Below are 17,659 nucleotides of genomic sequence, written 5' to 3' on the forward strand. Positions count from 1 at the left end.
GTCAGCCGACCGCGCCCTCCATCTGCAGCTCGATGAGGCGGTTGAGCTCGAGGGCGTACTCCATCGGGAGCTCCTTGGCGATCGGCTCGACGAAGCCGCGGACGATCATCGCCATCGCCTCGTCCTCCTCCATGCCTCGCGACATGAGGTAGAAGAGCTGGTCGTCGGAGACCTTCGAGACGCTCGCCTCGTGACCCATGGACACGTCGTCCTCGCGGATGTCGACGTAGGGGTAGGTGTCGCTGCGGCTGATCTGGTCGACCAGCAGCGCGTCGCACAGCACGTTGGACTTCGAACCGTAGGCACCTTCGTTGACCTGGATCAGGCCGCGGTACGACGTCCGGCCACCGCCGCGGGCCACCGACTTGCTCAGGATCGAGCTGGAGGTGTGCGGAGCGGCGTGGACCATCTTGGCGCCGGCGTCCTGGTGCTGGCCCTCGCCGGCGAACGCGATCGAGAGCGTCTCGCCCTTGGCGTGCTCGCCCATGAGGTAGACGGCCGGGTACTTCATCGTCACCTTGGAGCCGATGTTGCCGTCGACCCACTCCATCGTCGCGCCGGCCTCGCAGGTCGCGCGCTTGGTGACGAGGTTGTAGACGTTGTTCGACCAGTTCTGGATCGTCGTGTAGCGGACGCGGGCGCCCTTCTTCACGATGATCTCGACGACCGCGGAGTGCAGCGAGTCCGAGGAGTAGATCGGCGCCGTGCAGCCCTCGACGTAGTGCACGTAGGAGTCCTCGTCGGCGATGATCAGCGTCCGCTCGAACTGGCCCATGTTCTCGGTGTTGATCCGGAAGTAGGCCTGGAGCGGGATGTCGACGTGGACGCCCTTGGGCACGTAGATGAACGAGCCGCCCGACCACACCGCGGTGTTCAGGGCGGAGAACTTGTTGTCACCGACGGGGATGACGGTGCCGAAGTACTCCTTGAACAGCTCGGGCTGCTCCTTGAGCGCGGTGTCGGTGTCGAGGAAGAGCACGCCCTGCGCCTCGAGGTCCTCGCGGATCGAGTGGTAGACGACCTCGGACTCGTACTGCGCGGCGACACCGGAGACCAGGCGCTGCTTCTCCGCCTCGGGGATGCCGAGCTTGTCGTAGGTGTTCTTGATGTCCTCGGGGAGGTCGTCCCAGGTCGCGGCCTGCTTCTCGCTGGACCGGACGAAGTACTTGATGTTGTCGAAGTCGATCGCGCCGAGGTCGGAGCCCCAGGTCGGCATCGGCTTGCGGTCGAAGAGCTTCAGGCCCTTCAGGCGCAGGTCGAGCATCCACTGCGGCTCGCTCTTCTTCGACGAGATGTCGCGGACGACGTCCTCGTTCAGACCGCGCTTGGCGGTGGCGCCGGCGGTGTCCGGGTCGGCCCAGCCGAACTCGTAGCGGCCGATGCCCTTGAGCTCGGGGTTGAGCTCCTCGATGGAGGTCATGGGTGACCTACTCCCTTTCCTGGACGGACGTGCTCGGGGTCGTGCTCGTCGTGGTGCTCGTCGTGGTTGCCGTGCTGCCAGCTGTGCTGCTCGCCGTGCTGGGTGCTGCGACCGTGGGGATGCAGGTGGTGCACACCCCGTCGCCGTGGGCGATGGTCGCCAGCCGCTGCACGTGGCTGCCGAGCACGGACGCGAACGCCTCGGTCTCGGCCTCGCACAGCTGGGGGAACTCGTGCGCGACGTGGCTGACGGGGCAGTGCTGCTGGCACAACTGCTCCCCCACCGGCAGGTCACGCACGGCGGCGGCGTAGCCCTCGTCGGTCAGGACGCGGGCCAGTGCCTCCACCGGGCTGAGCTCCGGGTGCTGCTCGGCAACCTCGCCGAACCTCTCCTGGATGAACGCCACCCGGCGGCCCGCGAATTCCCGGACGGCCTTCTCGCCGCCGGTCTCGCGCAGGAACCGCAGCGCCTGCACGGCGAGGTCGTCGTACTGCTGGTCGAAGCTGTCGCGGCCGACCGAGGTCAGCGCGAACACCTTCGCCGGACGACCGCGCCCGCGCACCGCGGTGCTGCGCGGCTCGCGGGCCTCGACGGCGCCCTCCTCGACCAGCTGGTCGAGGTGCCGGCGAACGGCGGCGGGCGTCAGCGCGAGGCGCTCGGCGAGCGCCGCGGCGGTCGAGGGACCGTTGTCGAGGATCGACCGGGCGACGCGCTGGCGCGTCGGCTGGTCACCGCCCGGACGGGCTTCCTCGAATTCCACTACACCAGTGTGACGTTAATGCGGTGACGCCTTCAAGGAAGGCTCGCCTTACCTGCTCGCGGCACCTGCGGAGGCACGTCCCGGTGCGGTGCGGCGCAGCCAGGCCAGGCCGGCCACGGGCAGCACCAGCGGCAGGAAGCCGTAGCCCTGGCCGAAGTGGGACCAGACCGTCCGGTCCGGGAAGAGGTCGGTCGCGACGTAGGACAGCGTGCCGACGACCAGCACGCCGGCGGCCTCCACCAGCACCGCGACGAGCGCCGCCCACCAGCCCCGGCGTCCACCGACCAGCAGGCACGAGGTCGCCGCGAGGTAGACCAGCGCCGCGAGGAGCGAGAGGGAGTACGCCAGCGGCGCACGGTCGGCCTGCGTGCCCAGCTGCACCAGCGAGCGACCGGTCGCGGCGACCGCGAAGACGGCGTACACCGCCACCAGCACGCGGCCCGGGCCGCTGGAGAGCTCACGCACCGGCGGTCCACAGGGTCTGCAGGCGCACCTGGAGGGCGACGACGGTCAGCAGCGCAACCAGGAGGACGGCCGTGCCCGCGCGGGTCCGCTCGGCCAGCGACCAGAACGCGCCGATCGGCAGCACCAGCACGATCGACCACAGGTAGCTGGCGAAGGTGACCCCGGAGATCTCGCGGTCGGTGCCCGCCAGCGCCACGCTCCCGACGACCGCCTGGACCAGCAGCAGCACCTCGGCCACCGCGAGCGCGGCGAACGTCGGGTCGCCGGCCGTCTCGTCGCGCACCAGGTGGACGACGACCATCACCATGGCGACCACCGACGTGGCCAGCACGAGCCAGAGGAGCACCGCGTTCACGACCCGAACCCTAGGTCCTGCCCGCCCGGCCCCGGTCGCCGGACGTTTCCTAGACTGGGGTGGTGTCCGACGCCGCCCCAGCAGTCGCCGTCGACGGCCTGGTGATGCGGTACGGCGAGAAGGTCGCCGTGGACGAGCTCTCCCTGACCGTCGAGCGCGGCACCATCACCGCCGTCCTCGGCCCCAACGGGGCCGGGAAGACGACGACCCTGGAGACCTGCGAGGGCTACCGCCGCCCCCAGCGCGGCACCGTCCGCGTCCTCGGGCTGGACCCGGTCGCCGACCGCGCGGACCTGCTCCCCCGGATCGGCGTGATGCTCCAGGGCAGCGGCGCGTGGAGCGGCGTGCGCGCGATGGAGATGCTGCGCCACGTCGCCCGCCTCCACGCGCACCCGATGGATGTCGACCTGCTGGCCGAGCGCCTCGGGCTCGGCGAGTGCGGGCGCACGCCCTACCGCCGCCTGTCCGGTGGCCAGCAGCAGCGGCTCGGCCTGGCGATGGCCCTGGTCGGCCGGCCGGAGATCGTCTTCGTCGACGAGCCGACCGCCGGCATGGACCCGCAGTCGCGGCGCACCACCTGGGAGCTGCTCGGCGAGCTGCGCGACGCCGGGGTCACCGTGGTGCTGACCACCCACTACATGGACGAGGCCGAGCGGCTCGCGGATCGGATCCACATCATCGACCACGGCCGCCTGATCGCCTCCGGCTCGCCGGTGCAGCTGACCCGCGGCGGGACCGTCGCGACGATCCGCCTCGTCGTGAGCCGCCCCTTCCCGGCCGGCGCGCCCGACTCGCTGCGCGCCGCGCTCGGCGAGGCCATCGAGGTGACGCTCCTCGACGAGGTCAGCCTGCTGGTCACCGGCCCCGCCGACGCGTCGACGCTGGCGAAGGTCTCCGGCTGGTGCGAGGCGCAGGGCGTGCTGCCCGAGTCGCTGACGCTCGGCCAGCGCACGCTCGAGGACGTCTTCCTCGAGCTCACCGGACGGGAGCTGCAGCCGTGAGCGCCACCGACTGGACCCCGCGCCCCGGCGGCGCGCCCTGGCTGAGCCAGGTCCGCGCGCAGGCGTCGATGGAGGCGCGGCTGATGCTGCGCAATGGCGAGCAGCTGCTGCTGGCCGTCGTCATCCCCGTCATCGTGCTCGTCGGTGCGGTCAAGGGCGCCGACCGCGTCGACCTCGACCTCACCGGCCGCGCCATCGACGTCTTCACCCCGGGCGTCCTCGCCCTGGCGGTCATGTCGACCGCGTTCACGTCGCTGGCGATCGCCACCGGTTTCGAGCGGCGGTACGGCGTCATCAAGCGGCTCGGCAGCTCCCCGCTGCCCCGGTCCGGGCTGCTCGCCGGCAAGGTCGGCGCGCTCGTCGCCGTCGAGGCGCTCCAGGTCGTGGTCATCTCCGTCGCCGCGCTGGCGATGGGCTGGGAGCCGGCCGGTGGCCCTGGGGCCGTCGCGGGCGTGCTGCTCGCGGTGGTGCTGGGCACCGCGGCGTTCGCCGCGCTCGGCCTGTTCCTCGCCGGGTCGCTGCGCGCGGAGGCGACCCTGGCCGCCGCCAACCTGGTCTACCTGCTGCTCATGGCCGGCGGCGCCGTCGTGCTGCCGGCGTCGGCGTACGGCTCGTTCGGCGAGGTCGTGCGGTGGCTGCCGTCGGGCGCCCTCGGCGGCGCCATGCGCGACGCGCTCGTCGACGGCGTCGTCGCGCCCGTGGCGCTCCTCACCCTGCTCGGGTGGGCGGTGGTCGGCACGGTGCTGACCGCTCGGACGTTCAAGTGGGAGTGAGGATGCGATCCGTGGGCCGGTTCACCGTGGAGGACGCCACCCGTTGGGTGCGGCCGATGGGCTGGGCGACCCTCGTCGCCAACTGCGTCCTGGTCGTCACCGGCGGTGCCGTGCGCCTGACCGGCTCGGGCCTCGGCTGCCCGACCTGGCCGCGCTGCACCGAGGAGTCCTACACGCCGCACGGCGAGCTGACGCTGCACGCGGCCATCGAGTTCGGCAACCGGATGCTGACCTTCGTGCTCGTGGCGATCGCGGTCGCGACGTTCCTCGTCGCGTGGCGCACGCGCCGCAGCGACCTGCTCAAGCTCTCGACGCTGCTGGCCTTCGGCATCCCCGCGCAGGCCGTCATCGGCGGCATCACCGTGCTCACCGACCTCAACCCGTGGGTCGTCTCGTTCCACCTGCTCTGCTCGCTGGCGATCATTGGGCTCTCGGTGCGGTTCCTGCAGGTCGCCGGCGCGCCCGTCGGCCCGGCCGCCCGCGGCGGGCTGGTCCCGCTCGCGTGGGCGACGTTCGCCGCCGGCTGGGCCGTGCTCTACATCGGCACCGTGGTCACCGGCTCCGGCCCGCACGCGGGCGACGAGGACTCCGTGCGCACGGGGCTCGACCCGCTCCAGGTCAGCCAGCTGCACGCCGACGCGGTCTTCCTGCTGCTCGGCCTGACCCTCGGCCTCCTGATCGCGCTGCGGGCCACCGGCGCCCCCCGCCAGGCCCAGCGCGCCGCGCTGGTCCTGCTCGGGGTCGAGCTGGGCCAGGGCACGATCGGCTTCGTGCAGTACTTCACCGACCTGCCCGTCGTGCTGGTCGGCTTCCACCTGCTCGGCGCCGCCCTCACCTCCGCCGCCCTCACCTGGGCCCTGCTGACCGTGCGCCACCCGCAGTCCGCCCGCCAGCGCCTCGTCCACGCCCTCGAGGACACCGACCCGCGCCTCCCGGAGCCCACGCTCCCCCGCTGACCGCGCCCACCCGCTGGTCGAGCAGCGAGCCCTGGTGAGCGTCGCCGAGACCCTCACCGCTGGTCGAGCAGCGAGCCCTGGCGAGCGTCGTCGAGACCCGGTGACGTGCCCGACGCCCCGCGCCCGTCACCGGGTCTCGACGACGGTCGGCGCCGGCGCGCCCCCCTGCTCGACCAGCGGAACGAGGTCAGCGGGTGAGCAGCGGGTCGAGGGCGACCGCGACGAAGAGGAGCGAGAGGTAGAGGTTCGAGGAGTGGAAGAGCCGCATCGGCTGGATGGTGGCGAGGTCCTCGGTGTCGCGGGCCCGGGCGTGCATGCGGTGCGCCTCGAGCAGGAAGACGGCGCCGAGGACGGCGGCCGCGACCGGGTAGGCCGCGCCGGTGCCGGCGACGGGCCACAGCAGCAGCGAGGTCGCGACCATGACCCAGCTGTAGATGACGATCTGCCGGCCGACCTCGCGGGCCGGCTTGACCACCGGCAGCATCGGGACGTCGACGTTCGCGTAGTCCTCGCGGTAGCGCAGCGCGAGCGCCCAGGTGTGCGGCGGGGTCCAGAAGAAGACCACCATGAACAGCACGACCGGCACCCACGACAGCTCGCCGGTCACCGCGGTCCAGCCGATGAGGGCCGGGAAGCAGCCGGCCAGCCCGCCCCAGACGATGTTCTGGGTCGTGCGGCGCTTGAGCAGCATCGTGTAGACGAAGACGTAGAACGCGTTGGCGCCGAGCGACAGCCCGGCCGAGAGCGGGTTCACCCACAGCAGCAGCACCGCGGTCGAGAGCGCCGCGAGCACGAAGCCGAAGACGAGCGCCGCGGTCGGCGAGACGATGTGGCGGGGCAGCGCGCGGCGCCGGGTGCGGCGCATCTGCTCGTCGATGTCGCGGTCGTAGACGCAGTTGAACACGGAGGCCGAGCCGGCCGAGAACGTCCCGCCGACGACGGTCGCGAGCACCAGGCCGAGCTCGGGGATGCCCCGGTCGGCGAAGAACATCACCGGCACGGTGGTGAGCAGGAGCAGCTCGATGACGCGCGGCTTGGTGAGTCCGACGTACGCCGCGACGACGTCGCGCACCGACGCCCGGGGGGTCGGCTCGCCGGGCTCGTGCCGCTCGGGAGCGGTGGCCGACCGGCCGACGTGGGTCACGGGATCCTCGGGTGTGTTCGGGAGCGTGGAGCGGGTGTGAGTCTAGCCCCCGGGGTCAGTAGGCTCGGAAACGCCCGAGCCCCGACCGCCGCCCGGTGTGAGCGGTCTCTCGCCGGGCGTGGACCCGGATCACCCCCACCCCGAAAGGTTCCTCGTGACGACTGTGCCCGACCTCGAGTGGAGCGACCTCGACGACAAGGCGGTGGACACGGCCCGGGTGCTGGCGATGGACGCGGTCCAGCGGGTGGGCAACGGCCACCCCGGCACCGCGATGAGCCTCGCGCCCGTGGCGTACCTGCTGTTCCAGAAGGTCATGCGCCACGACCCGGCCGACCCGACGTGGATCTCGCGCGACCGGTTCGTGCTCTCGTGCGGCCACTCCAGCATCACCCTCTACACGCAGCTGTTCCTCGGTGGCTTCGGCCTGGAACTGGAGGACATCAAGGCGCTGCGCACGTGGGGCTCCAAGACCCCCGGCCACCCCGAGCTCGGTCACACCGCCGGCGTCGAGGTGACCACCGGCCCGCTGGGCCAGGGCGTCGCCAACGCGGTCGGCATGGCGATGTCGGCCCGCCGCGCGCACGGGCTGCTCGACCCCGACGCCGCCGACGGCGAGAGCCTCTTCGACCACCACGTCTACGCGCTGTGCTCCGACGGCGACCTGCAGGAGGGCGTGAGCGGCGAGGCGTCCTCGATCGCCGGCACCCAGCAGCTGGGCAACCTGACGGTCGTCTACGACCGCAACCGGATCTCGATCGAGGGCGACACCGACGTCGCGTTCACCGAGGACGTGGCCCAGCGCTACGAGTCCTACGGCTGGCACGTCCAGACCGTCGACTGGACCAACGGCGGCAAGGAGTACCGCGAGGACGTCCCCGCGCTGCACGCCGCGATCGCCGCGGCCCGCGAGGTCACCGACCGGCCCTCGATGATCGTCCTCGACACGATCATCGCCTGGCCCGCCCCCAACGCCCAGGGCACCGAGAAGGCGCACGGCAGCGCGCTCGGCGACGACGAGGTCGCGGCCACCAAGGAGATCCTCGGCTGGGACCCCGAGCAGCGCTTCCAGGTGCCGCCGGAGGTCCTCGAGCACACCCGCCAGCTCCGCACCCGCGGGTCGGGCTGGGGCAAGGAGTGGGACGAGCAGTACGCCGCGTGGGCGGCCGCGAACCCCGAGCGCGAGGCCCTGCTGCACCGGCTGAAGCAGCGCGAGCTGCCCGAGGGCCTGGCCGACGTGCTGCCGACCTTCGAGGCCGACGCCAAGGGCGTGGCCACCCGGTCGGCGTCCGGCAAGGTCATCAACGCCCTCGCCCCGGTGCTGCCGGAGCTGTGGGGCGGCTCGGCCGACCTCGCGGGCTCCAACAACACCACCATCGAGTCGGCGCCGTCGTTCATCCCCGAGGGCCGCAGCACCCGCGACTGGACGGGCGACCCGTTCCAGGGCCGCGTGCTCCACTTCGGCATCCGCGAGCACGGCATGGGCGCGATCATGAACGGCATCGCCGCCGACAAGCTGACCCGCGTCTTCGGCGGCACGTTCCTGACGTTCTCCGACTACATGCGCGGCTCGGTCCGGGTGGCGGCGCTCAGCCAGCTGCCGGTCACCTACGTGTGGACCCACGACTCGATCGGTCTCGGCGAGGACGGGCCGACGCACCAGCCGATCGAGCACCTGGCGGCGCTGCGCGCGATGCCGGGCCTCGACGTCGTCCGCCCGGCCGACGCCAACGAGACCGCCGCCGCGTGGCTGGCGATCCTCGGCCACGTCGACCGCCCGGCCGCGCTGGCGCTGACCCGCCAGAACGTCCCGGTCTTCCCGCGCGGCACCGACGCCGAGACTGGTGAGCACTGGGCCACCACCGACGACGTCGCCAAGGGCGCCTACGTCCTGGTCGACGCCGAGAGCGGCGACCCCGACGTGATCCTCATGGGCACCGGCTCGGAGGTGCAGCTGGCCGTCGAGGCGCGCGAGCTGCTCGCCGCCGACGGCATCGCCGCCCGCGTGGTGTCGATGCCCTGCCTGGAGTGGTTCGAGGCCCAGTCGACGGCGTACCGCGAGACGGTGCTGCCGCCGACGGTCAAGGCGCGGGTCTCGGTCGAGGCCGGCGTCAAGCAGGGCTGGCGCGAGTACGTCGGCGACCACGGCCAGATCGTCTCCATCGACCGCTACGGCGCCTCGGCCGACTACGCCCGCATCTACGAGGAGTACGGCATCACCGCCCGCGCCGTCGCCGACGCCGCGAAGGACAGCCTGCGCGTCGCCACGGAGTGACGCCGGGCCGCCCCGGGTACCCGGGGCACAGACTTCTAGGAGGGACTACGCAGTGAGTGATCGTCTGAAGGCACTGGCCGACGCCGGGGTGTCGATCTGGCTCGACGACCTGTCGCGCGAGCGCATCGAGACCGGCAACCTGGCCGAGCTCGTCGAGCAGCGCTCCGTCGTGGGCGTGACCACCAACCCGACCATCTTCGCCTCCGCCATCGCGGACGGCGAGCGGTACGACGAGCAGGTGCGCAAGCTCGTCGCCGAGGGCCGCCCGGTCGACGAGGTCATCTTCGAGCTGACCACCGAGGACGTCCGCAACGCCTGCGACGTGCTGGCCCCCGTGGCCGAGCGCACCGCCGACGACGGCCGGGTCTCGATCGAGGTCGAGCCCGACCTCGCCAACGACACCGAGGGCACCATCGCCTCGGCCCGTCTGCTGTGGCAGGCCGTCGACCGGCCGAACGCGCTGATCAAGATCCCGGCCACCCTCGAGGGGCTGCCGGCGATCACCACCGCGATCGCAGAGGGCATCAGCGTCAACGTGACGCTGATCTTCAGCGAGGCGCGCTACCGCGACGTCATGGACGCCTACCTCACCGGCCTCGAGCAGGCCCGCGAGGCCGGCCACGACCTCTCGACGATCCGCTCGGTGGCGTCGTTCTTCGTCTCCCGGGTGGACTCCGAGGTCGACAAGCGGCTCGAGGCGGTCGGCACCGACATCGCGCTCGCGCTGCGCGGCAAGGCCGCGGTCGCCAACGCGCTCGTGGCGTACGACGCGTTCGCCGAGGTCGTCGCGTCCGATCGCTGGCGTGCGCTCGCCGACGCCGGCGCGACGATGCAGCGCCCGCTGTGGGCGTCGACCGGCGTGAAGAACCCGGACTACGACGACACGATGTACGTCACCGGCCTCGTCGTCCCGGACACCGTCAACACCATGCCGGAGAAGACCCTCGAGGCCTTCGCCGACCACGGCGAGGTGCTCGGCGACGTCGTCACCGGCAAGGGCGGCGAGGGCCGGGCGATCCTCGAGCGGCTCACCGAGGTCGGCGTCGACTTCGACGACGTGCTCCTCGTGCTCGAGCAGGAGGGTGTCGAGAAGTTCAAGAAGTCCTGGACCGAGCTGGTCGAGACCGTCCGGGGCCAGATGGAGAAGGCCGGCGCGTGACCGCTGCGCCGGTGGACCCGACCTCGACGTCCGCCTGGTCGCGGCTGCGGTCGCTCGCGGCGGACTTCTCCCCCGACCTGCGGTCCTGGTTCGCCCAGGACCCGGGTCGGGTCGAGCGGCTGACGCGGACCGCCGGCGACCTGCGGGTCGACCTGTCGAAGGCGCTGGTCGACGACGACGTCCTCGCCGCGCTGCTGGACCTGGCCGAGGAGGTCGGGGTGGCGGCGCGGCGGGACGCCATGCTCCGCGGTGAGCGGATCAACGTCACCGAGGACCGTGCGGTGCTGCACACCGCGCTGCGCCTCCCCCGCGACACCCCGGCCAAGCGCCGCCCGGTGGTCGACGGGCAGGACGTCGTGGCCGACGTGCACGAGGTGCTCGACCGGGTCTACGCGTTCGCCGACCGGGTCCGCAGCGGCGCCTGGACCGGTGCCACCGGCGCGCGGGTCCGCACGGTCGTCAACATCGGCATCGGCGGGTCCGACCTCGGACCGGTCATGGCCTACGAGGCGCTGGCGGCGTACCGCCAGGAGGGCCTCGAGTGCCGGTTCATCAGCAACATCGACCCCACCGACGCCGCCACGACCCTGGCGGGGCTCGACCCGGCGTCGACGCTCTTCGTCGTGTCCAGCAAGACCTTCGGCACGCTGGAGACCCTCACCAACGCACGCCTGTGCCGCCAGTGGCTGCTCGACGGGCTCAGGTCCGCCGGCGCCGAGGTCGACGAGCGTGCGGCCGTCGCCCAGCACTTCGTGGCCGTCTCCACGGCGCTGGACAAGGTCGCGGACTTCGGCATCGACCCCGACAACGCCTTCGGGTTCTGGGACTGGGTCGGCGGGCGCTACTCGCTCGACTCCGCCATCGGCACCTCCCTGGCGATCGCGATCGGGCCCGAGCGGTTCGCGGAGATGCTGGCCGGCTTCCACGCGATGGACGAGCACTTCCGCACCGCGGCGCCGGCCGACAACGTGCCGCTGCTCATGGGCCTGCTCAACGTCTGGTACGCCGACTTCCTCGGCGCCGGCACGCACGCGGTCCTCCCCTACTCCCAGCTGCTGCACCGCTTCCCGGCGTACCTCCAGCAGCTGACGATGGAGTCCAACGGCAAGGGCGTCCGGTGGGACGGCAGCCCCGTCACGGCCGGGACCGGCGAGGTCTTCTGGGGCGAGCCCGGCACCAACGGCCAGCACGCGTTCTACCAGCTCATTCACCAGGGCACCCGGCTCGTGCCGGCGGACTTCATCGCCTTCGCCAACCCGGCCTACCCGCTCGCCGACGGCGACGAGGACGTCCACGAGCTGTTCCTCGCCAACTTCCTCGCCCAGACCCGGGCGCTGGCGTTCGGCAAGACCGCCGACGAGGTCCGCGCGGAGGGCACCGACGAGTCCGTCGTGCCGGCGCGGGTCTTCTCCGGCAACCGGCCGACCACGTCGATCATCGCCCCCGACCTCACGCCGTCGGTGCTCGGACAGCTGGTCGCGCTCTACGAGCACATCACCTTCACCCAGGGCGTCGTCTGGGGCATCGACAGCTTCGACCAGTGGGGCGTCGAGCTCGGCAAGCAGCTCGCCCAGGAGGTCGGGCCCGCGCTGTCCGGCGACGCCGACACGCTGGCCGAGCAGGACGCCTCGACCCGCGCCCTCATCGCCTACTACCAGGAGCACCGCCGCCGATGAGCACTCCCCGCATCGAGGTCCACGACGACGACCGCGCGCTCGCGACGGCGGTCGCCGGCGAGCTGCTCACCCGCCTCGTCGACGCCCAGGCCGCCGGCCGCGTGCCCCACGTCGCGCTGACGGGCGGCACGATCGCCGAGGTCGTGCACGGCGAGATCGCCCGCCTCGCGGCGTCCTCGGAGGTCGACTGGACCCGCGTCGAGCTCTGGTGGGGCGACGAGCGCTTCGTCGAGCCCGGCTCCCCCGACCGCAACGCCGGTCAGGCGCGGGCAGCGTTCCTCGACGTCGTCGGCGTCCCCGCCGAGCACGTCCACGAGGTCCCGACGACCGCCGAGTGCGGCACCGTGGAGGAGGCCGCGACGGCGTACGCCGAGGCGTTGCGCGCGCACGGCGGCGGCGGGTTCGAGGTGGTCATGCTCGGGCTCGGCCCGGACGCCCACATCGCCTCGCTGTTCCCGGGCCACCCGGCCCTGGACACCATCGACGCGCTGACGGTCGCAGTGCGCGACTCCCCCAAGCCCCCGCCGGAGCGGGTGAGCCTGACCTTCGAGGCGCTCGCCGCCAACCGCGCGCTCTGGTTCCTCGTCAGCGGCGAGGGCAAGGCCGAGGCCGTCGCCCGCGCCCTGGCCGGCCGCACCGGTGCCGGCGGCGAGGTCGCCGACGTGCACGACGTCCCGGCCGTCGGCGTCACCGGCGGCGAGGAGACCATCTGGTTCCTCGACCGCGCCTCCGCCTCGCAGCTCTGACCCGCCGCCGGACGCCCAGGTCTCGAGACAGGCGCTGGCGCGCCTTCCTCAATCAGCCGGCGGCTGCGGAGCCACTCAGAAGATCAGGTCGCCGGACTTGCGGCGCGAGCGGAGCAGCTGGAGCGCCTCGTCGAGGATGTCGGCGGCCTCCTTGTCGGAGCGCCGCTCCTTCACGTAGGCCAAGTGGGTCTTGTACGGCTCGATCTTTGGAGCCGGCGGGGGGTTCTCGGAGTCCATGCTGGCCGGCAGGCCGCACTTGGGGCAGTCCCAGGACTCGGGCACGGTGGCCTCGACCGAGAAGGTGACCACCGAGCGGTGGTCGTTGGAGCAGAAGTAGGTCACCGCCTGGCGGGGCGCGGCCTCGCCGCGCTCCGCCTCGCCCATCGGGCCGGCACCGACCCGGCTACCGCGAATCGCGTTTCCTCCACCAGCCACGTGCGTACTCCCTTTCCGGAGCTTTCGGGTATCAGGGGGTCGGGGGCCGTCTGCTGCCTAGTAGGCGAGCAGGAGGCCCAGGGCGATGACGGTCGCGAACCAGATGACACCGATGCCGACGGTCAGCCGGTCGAGGTTCCGCTCGGCGACCGAGGAGCCACCCAGCGAGCTGGAGACGCCACCGCCGAACATGTCGGAGAGGCCGCCGCCACGACCCTTGTGCAGGAGCACGAGGAGGATCATGAAGGCGCTCGTGGCCATGAGGATGACGGTGAAGAGTGTTTCCACGGCTCGGATCCTACGTCAACGGTCGCCGGTCACAGGACCGGCATGTCGTAGTAGCGGCAGATCCCTGCGAACTCCTCGGCCTGCAGGCTCGCGCCGCCGACCAGGCAGCCGTCGACGTCGGGCTGCGCCATGATGCCGGCGACGTTCGCGGCCTTGACCGATCCGCCGTACAGCACGCGCACGGCGTCGGCCGCCTCGTCGCCGTGCGACGCACGGACGCACTCACGGACGGCCGCGCAGACCTCCTGCGCGTCGTCCGGGGTGGCGACCTCGCCGGTGCCGATCGCCCAGACCGGCTCGTAGGCCACGACCAGCCCGGCCACCTGCTCGGCGCTCAGGCCCGCGAGCGAGCCGGTCACCTGGTTGACGCAGTGGTCGACCTGGCCGCCGGCCTGCCGCACCTCGAGGCCCTCGCCGACGCACACGATCGGGGTCATGCCGGCCGCGAGGGCGCGGACGGCCTTGGCGTTGACGACCTCGTCGGTCTCGGCGTGGTGCTCACGGCGCTCGGAGTGGCCGACCACGACGTAGGAGCAGCCGAGCTTGGCCAGCATCCCCGCCGAGATCTCGCCGGTGTAGGCGCCGGACTCGTGCATCGAGACGTCCTGCGCGCCGTACTTCACCGCGAGCCGGTCGCCGTCGACCAGCGTCTGGACCGACCGCAGGTCGGTGAACGGCGGGACCACGACGACCTCCGCCTTGGCGTGGTCGTGCCGCTTGTCCGACAGCGTCCAGGCGAGCTTCTGGACCAGCACCACCGCTTCCTGGTGGTTGAGGTTCATCTTCCAGTTGCCCGCCATCAGCGGGGTCCGGGTCACTGCCATGTCAGTCGTCCTCCAGGACTCGAACGCCGGGCAGCTCCTTGCCCTCGAGGTACTCGAGGCTGGCACCGCCACCCGTGGAGATGTGGCCGAAGGCGTCCTCGGCGAAGCCGAGCGTCCGCACCGCGGCGGCGGAGTCGCCGCCACCGACCACCGAGAGCCCGCCGTCGGCGGTGACCTCGGTCAGCGCCTGGGCGACGGCACGGGTGCCCTCGGCGAACGCGTCGACCTCGAAGACCCCCATGGGGCCGTTCCAGAAGACCGTCCGGGCGCCGGTCAGCGCGCCGGCGAACGCCCGCGCGGAGTCCGGACCGATGTCGAGGCCGAGGCTGTCGGCCGGGATCTCGGAGGCCGCGACCACCTGCGGGGACGGCGTGGTGTCGCCCGAGGGGAACGTCGTGTCGACCACGACGTCGGTCGGCAGGATCAGCTCGACGCCGCTCTCGGCCGCGCGCTGGAGGTACTCCCGGCAGACCTCGACCTGGTCCTTCTCCAGCAGGCTCTTGCCGACCTCGTGGCCCTGGGCCTTGAGGAAGGTGAAGACCATGCCGCCGCCGACGAGGAGCTTGTCGGCCTTGCCGAGCAGGTTGTCGATGACGCCGAGCTTGTCGGAGACCTTCGAGCCGCCCAGCACGACGACGTAGGGCCGCTCGGGCTCCACGGTCAGCCGGCGCAGCACCTCGATCTCGGCCTGGACGAGCCCACCGACGGCGTGCGGCAGCCGCTGCGCCACGTCGTACACCGAGGCCTGCTTGCGGTGGACGACGCCGAACCCGTCGGAGACGAAGACCTCGGCCAGCGACGCGAGCCGGTCGGCGAACGCGCCGCGCTCGGCGTCGTCCTTGCTGGTCTCGCCCGCCTCGAAGCGGACGTTCTCCAGCACGGCGACCTGGCCGTCCTCGAGGCCGTGCACGACCTCGTGGGCCGACTCCCCCACGGTGTCGCGGGCGAAGCGGACCTCGCGGCCGAGCAGCTCGCCGAGCCGCTCGGCCACCGGGCGCAGGGAGTACGCCGGGTCCGGCGCGCCCTTCGGCCGTCCGAGGTGGGCGGTCACGACCACCCGCGCGCCGGCCTCGGCCAGCGTGCGGATGGTCGGGACGCTGGCGCGGATGCGGCCGTCGTCGGTGATCGTGCTGCCGTCGAGCGGGACGTTGAGGTCCGAGCGGACGAGGACGCGCTTGCCCGCGACCCCCTGCTCGACGAGGTCGGCGAGGGTGCTGTAGGACGCCACGGTCAGAGGGTCTGTCCGATGTGGTCGATCAGGTCCGCGAGGCGGTTGGAGTAGCCCCACTCGTTGTCGTACCAGCCGACGACCTTGACCTGGTTGCCGATGACCTTGGTCAGCGGGGCGTCGAAGATGCACGACGCCGGGTCGGTGACGATGTCGGAGGAGACCAGCGGGTCGGTGGAGTAGCGCAGGAAGCGGCCGTCGGCGGCCTTCTCGACCGCGGCGTTGACCTCCTCGACGGTGGTCTCGCGACCCGCCTCGAAGGTCAGGTCGGTCGCCGAGCCGGTCGGGACGGGGACGCGCAACGCGTACCCGTCGAGCTTGCCCTTGAGCTCGGGCAGCACCAGGCCGATCGCCTTCGCGGCGCCGGTCGAGGTGGGGACCACGTTGATGGCGGCGGCGCGGGCGCGGCGCAGGTCCTTGTGGATGTTGTCCTGGAGGTTCTGGTCGGCCGTGTAGGCGTGGACCGTGGTCATCAGGCCCTTGACGATGCCGAACTCGTCGTTGAGCGCCTTGGCCATCGGCGCCAGGCAGTTGGTCGTGCACGAGGCGTTCGAGATGACCGTGTGCGCGCTCGGGTCGTAGGTCTCGTGGTTGACACCCATGACCACGGTGACGTCCTCGTTGGAGGCCGGCGCGGAGATGATGACCTTCTTGGCGCCACCGGCGTCGACGTGGGCGCGGGCCTTGGTCGCGTCGGTGAAGAAGCCCGTGGACTCGACGACGACGTCGACGCCCAGGTCGCCCCACCTGAGGTTGGCGGGGTCGCGCTCGGCGAAGGTCTTGATGACCTGGTCGCCGACGCGGATCTCGTCCGCGGTCGCCGTCACGTCGGCGTCGAGGCGGCCGAGGATCGAGTCGAACTTCAGCAGCGGCGCGAGCGACGTGTTGTCGGTCAGGTCGTTGACGGCCACGATCTCGATGTCGAGACCGGAAGCCCGGACGGCGCGGAAGAAGTTGCGGCCGATCCGGCCGAACCCGTTGATGCCTACGCGAACAGTCACTGCGGTTGCTCCTGCTTCCATCGGGTGTGCGGTGTGACGGACCCTACCGAAGGAGGCCGGCACCCGGACGGTCGCGTCCGGCGTACGGCGCAGCGCGCGGCCGCCGGACAGCCCCCGGCGGCCCCAGGGCGGCCCGGGACGGCCTCAGGCCTCCTCGGCCAGCATCTCCGGGGTCAGCGACGACTCGGTGTCGGGGATGCCGAGCTCCTCGGCGCGCTTGTCGGCCATGGCCAGCAGGCGGCGGATGCGGCCGGCGATCGCGTCCTTGGTGAGCACCGGCTCGTGCAGCTGGCCGAGCTCCTCGAGGGAGGCCTGCTTGTGCTCCAGGCGCAGCGCGCCGGCCATCTTGAGGTGGTCGGGGACCTCGTCGCCGAGGATCTCCATGGCCCGCTCGACGCGGGCGCCGGCGGCGACCGCGGCGCGGGCCGAGCGACGGAGGTTGGCGTCGTCGAAGTTGGCCAGGCGGTTGGCGGTCGCGCGGACCTCGCGCCGCATCCGGCGCTCCTCCCAGGCCATCAACGACTCGTGGGCGCCGAGCCGGGTCAGCAGCTGGCCGATGGCGTCGCCGTCGCGGATGACCACGCGGTCGACGCCGCGGACCTCGCGGGCCTTCGCGGCGATGCCGAGCCGGCGGGCGACGCCGACGAGCGCCAGCGCGGCCTCGGGACCGGGGCAGGTGACCTCGAGGGAGGAGGACCGGCCGGGCTCGGTCAGCGAGCCGTGGGCCAGGAACGCCCCGCGCCACGCGGCCACCGCGTCGCAGCCGCCGCCGGAGACGACGGCCGGCGGCAGCCCGCGGACCGGGCGGCCGCGCTGGTCGAGCAGGCCCGTCTGGCGGGCCAGCGCCTCGCCGTCGCGGACGATCCGGACGAGGTAGCGGCTGCCCCGTCGGATGCCGTTGCCCTGCACCATCACCACGTCGGACTGGTGGCCGTAGACCTCGGCGATGTCCTTGCGCAGCCGTCGCGCCGCAGCGCCCGTGTCCAGCTCGGCCTCGATGACGATGCGTCCGCTGACGATGTGCAGGCCACCGGCGAAGCGCAGCATGGTGGCCACTTCCGCCTTGCGGCAGCAGGTCTTCGTGATCTGGGTGCTGGCCAGCTCAGCCTTCACCTGTGCCGTCATCGCCATGAGGCGCATCCTCGCACGCGGGTCA

18 protein-coding genes are annotated in these 17,659 nt (G+C 72.3%); 7 read left to right on the forward strand and 11 right to left on the reverse strand.

The window, feature by feature from the left end; translation table 11 throughout:
- Position 1: 1 nt before the first annotated feature.
- The 4 genes from sufB to QWY29_RS12325 are packed head-to-tail and all read right to left on the reverse strand — an operon-like array spanning position 2 to position 3,000.
- On the reverse strand, positions 2 to 1,420 hold the full coding sequence (sufB, locus tag QWY29_RS12310) for a Fe-S cluster assembly protein SufB (protein ID WP_300961260.1): 1,419 nt from the start codon (positions 1,418 to 1,420) through the stop codon (positions 2 to 4).
- A 7-nt stretch (positions 1,421 to 1,427) separates the two neighbouring features.
- On the reverse strand, positions 1,428 to 2,180 hold the full coding sequence (locus QWY29_RS12315; protein ID WP_300961263.1) for a helix-turn-helix transcriptional regulator: 753 nt from the start codon (positions 2,178 to 2,180) through the stop codon (positions 1,428 to 1,430).
- Between the two features lie 48 nt (positions 2,181 to 2,228).
- Positions 2,229 to 2,645: a hypothetical protein gene (locus tag QWY29_RS12320; protein WP_300961265.1), complete on the reverse strand. Its 417-nt coding sequence runs from the start codon at positions 2,643 to 2,645 to the stop codon at positions 2,229 to 2,231.
- Complete coding sequence (locus QWY29_RS12325) at positions 2,638 to 3,000, reverse strand: hypothetical protein (protein ID WP_300961267.1); 363 nt, start codon at positions 2,998 to 3,000, stop codon at positions 2,638 to 2,640. Before QWY29_RS12325 ends, QWY29_RS12320 begins: the two co-directional genes overlap by 8 nt.
- Positions 3,001 to 3,062: 62 nt before the next feature.
- Here QWY29_RS12325 and QWY29_RS12330 point away from each other — a divergent pair, with 62 nt between their 5' ends.
- Genes QWY29_RS12330 through QWY29_RS12340 form a run of 3 tightly spaced genes read left to right on the forward strand, consistent with a single transcriptional unit; the run spans position 3,063 to position 5,730 of the window.
- Positions 3,063 to 4,001 (forward strand): ABC transporter ATP-binding protein, encoded by a 939-nt coding sequence (locus QWY29_RS12330; protein WP_336621845.1) that lies wholly within the window; start codon positions 3,063 to 3,065, stop codon positions 3,999 to 4,001.
- On the forward strand, positions 3,998 to 4,774 hold the full coding sequence (locus QWY29_RS12335; RefSeq protein WP_300961269.1) for an ABC transporter permease: 777 nt from the start codon (positions 3,998 to 4,000) through the stop codon (positions 4,772 to 4,774). Before QWY29_RS12330 ends, QWY29_RS12335 begins: the two co-directional genes overlap by 4 nt.
- Positions 4,775 to 4,785: 11 nt before the next feature.
- Positions 4,786 to 5,730 (forward strand): COX15/CtaA family protein, encoded by a 945-nt coding sequence (locus QWY29_RS12340; protein ID WP_300961271.1) that lies wholly within the window; start codon positions 4,786 to 4,788, stop codon positions 5,728 to 5,730.
- 187 nt (positions 5,731 to 5,917) lie between these two features.
- Here the strand turns inward: QWY29_RS12340 and QWY29_RS12345 are convergent, their stop codons facing one another.
- On the reverse strand, positions 5,918 to 6,874 hold the full coding sequence (locus tag QWY29_RS12345; RefSeq protein WP_300961273.1) for a heme o synthase: 957 nt from the start codon (positions 6,872 to 6,874) through the stop codon (positions 5,918 to 5,920).
- A 163-nt stretch (positions 6,875 to 7,037) separates the two neighbouring features.
- Here QWY29_RS12345 and tkt point away from each other — a divergent pair, with 163 nt between their 5' ends.
- From tkt to pgl, 4 genes are read left to right on the forward strand one after another with little or no spacing between them, the layout of a single operon-like run.
- Positions 7,038 to 9,146, forward strand: coding sequence for a transketolase (gene tkt, locus QWY29_RS12350; protein WP_439117425.1), 2,109 nt, complete (start codon positions 7,038 to 7,040; stop codon positions 9,144 to 9,146).
- Between the two features lie 52 nt (positions 9,147 to 9,198).
- Entirely contained in the window at positions 9,199 to 10,305 is a 1,107-nt protein-coding gene (gene tal, locus QWY29_RS12355; RefSeq protein WP_300961277.1) for a transaldolase, read from the forward strand.
- On the forward strand, positions 10,302 to 11,981 hold the full coding sequence (pgi, locus tag QWY29_RS12360; protein WP_300961279.1) for a glucose-6-phosphate isomerase: 1,680 nt from the start codon (positions 10,302 to 10,304) through the stop codon (positions 11,979 to 11,981). Before tal ends, pgi begins: the two co-directional genes overlap by 4 nt.
- The gene (gene pgl, locus QWY29_RS12365) at positions 11,978 to 12,727 is read left to right on the forward strand and encodes a 6-phosphogluconolactonase (RefSeq protein WP_300961282.1); all 750 of its coding nucleotides are present in this window, start codon (positions 11,978 to 11,980) and stop codon (positions 12,725 to 12,727) included. The genes pgi and pgl overlap by 4 nt, the downstream gene beginning before the upstream one ends.
- 75 nt (positions 12,728 to 12,802) lie before the next feature.
- Here pgl and QWY29_RS12370 read toward each other — a convergent pair whose 3' ends face one another.
- The 6 genes from QWY29_RS12370 to whiA form a co-directional block, all read right to left on the reverse strand.
- Complete coding sequence (locus QWY29_RS12370; protein ID WP_300961285.1) at positions 12,803 to 13,162, reverse strand: RNA polymerase-binding protein RbpA; 360 nt, start codon at positions 13,160 to 13,162, stop codon at positions 12,803 to 12,805.
- 57 nt (positions 13,163 to 13,219) lie between these two features.
- Positions 13,220 to 13,450, reverse strand: a complete 231-nt coding sequence (gene secG, locus QWY29_RS12375; protein ID WP_300961287.1) for a preprotein translocase subunit SecG — start codon at positions 13,448 to 13,450, stop codon at positions 13,220 to 13,222.
- A gap of 29 nt (positions 13,451 to 13,479) precedes the next feature.
- Positions 13,480 to 14,274 (reverse strand): triose-phosphate isomerase, encoded by a 795-nt coding sequence (gene tpiA / locus QWY29_RS12380; protein ID WP_300961289.1) that lies wholly within the window; start codon positions 14,272 to 14,274, stop codon positions 13,480 to 13,482.
- 1 nt (position 14,275) lies between these two features.
- Positions 14,276 to 15,502, reverse strand: a complete 1,227-nt coding sequence (locus QWY29_RS12385; RefSeq protein ID WP_300961291.1) for a phosphoglycerate kinase — start codon at positions 15,500 to 15,502, stop codon at positions 14,276 to 14,278.
- 2 nt (positions 15,503 to 15,504) lie between these two features.
- Positions 15,505 to 16,503, reverse strand: a complete 999-nt coding sequence (gene gap, locus QWY29_RS12390) for a type I glyceraldehyde-3-phosphate dehydrogenase (RefSeq protein WP_300961293.1) — start codon at positions 16,501 to 16,503, stop codon at positions 15,505 to 15,507.
- Positions 16,504 to 16,647: 144 nt separating this feature from the next.
- Positions 16,648 to 17,634, reverse strand: a complete 987-nt coding sequence (gene whiA, locus QWY29_RS12395; RefSeq protein WP_300961295.1) for a DNA-binding protein WhiA — start codon at positions 17,632 to 17,634, stop codon at positions 16,648 to 16,650.
- Positions 17,635 to 17,659 lie beyond the last annotated feature (25 nt).

Source organism: Nocardioides abyssi, from assembly GCF_030412915.1.
Classification (GTDB): Bacteria; Actinomycetota; Actinomycetes; order Propionibacteriales; family Nocardioidaceae; genus Nocardioides; species Nocardioides abyssi.

What these genes read in the sequence shown, in the direction of transcription:
- sufB (WP_300961260.1), bottom strand. Translation starts at nt 1,420, where the DNA reads ATGACCTCCATCGAGGAGCTCAACCCCGAGCTCAAGGGCATCGGCCGC.
- pgl (WP_300961282.1), top strand. Translation starts at nt 11,978, where the DNA reads ATGAGCACTCCCCGCATCGAGGTCCACGACGACGACCGCGCGCTCGCG.
- tpiA (WP_300961289.1), bottom strand. Translation starts at nt 14,274, where the DNA reads ATGGCAGTGACCCGGACCCCGCTGATGGCGGGCAACTGGAAGATGAAC.
- whiA (WP_300961295.1), bottom strand. Translation starts at nt 17,634, where the DNA reads ATGGCGATGACGGCACAGGTGAAGGCTGAGCTGGCCAGCACCCAGATC.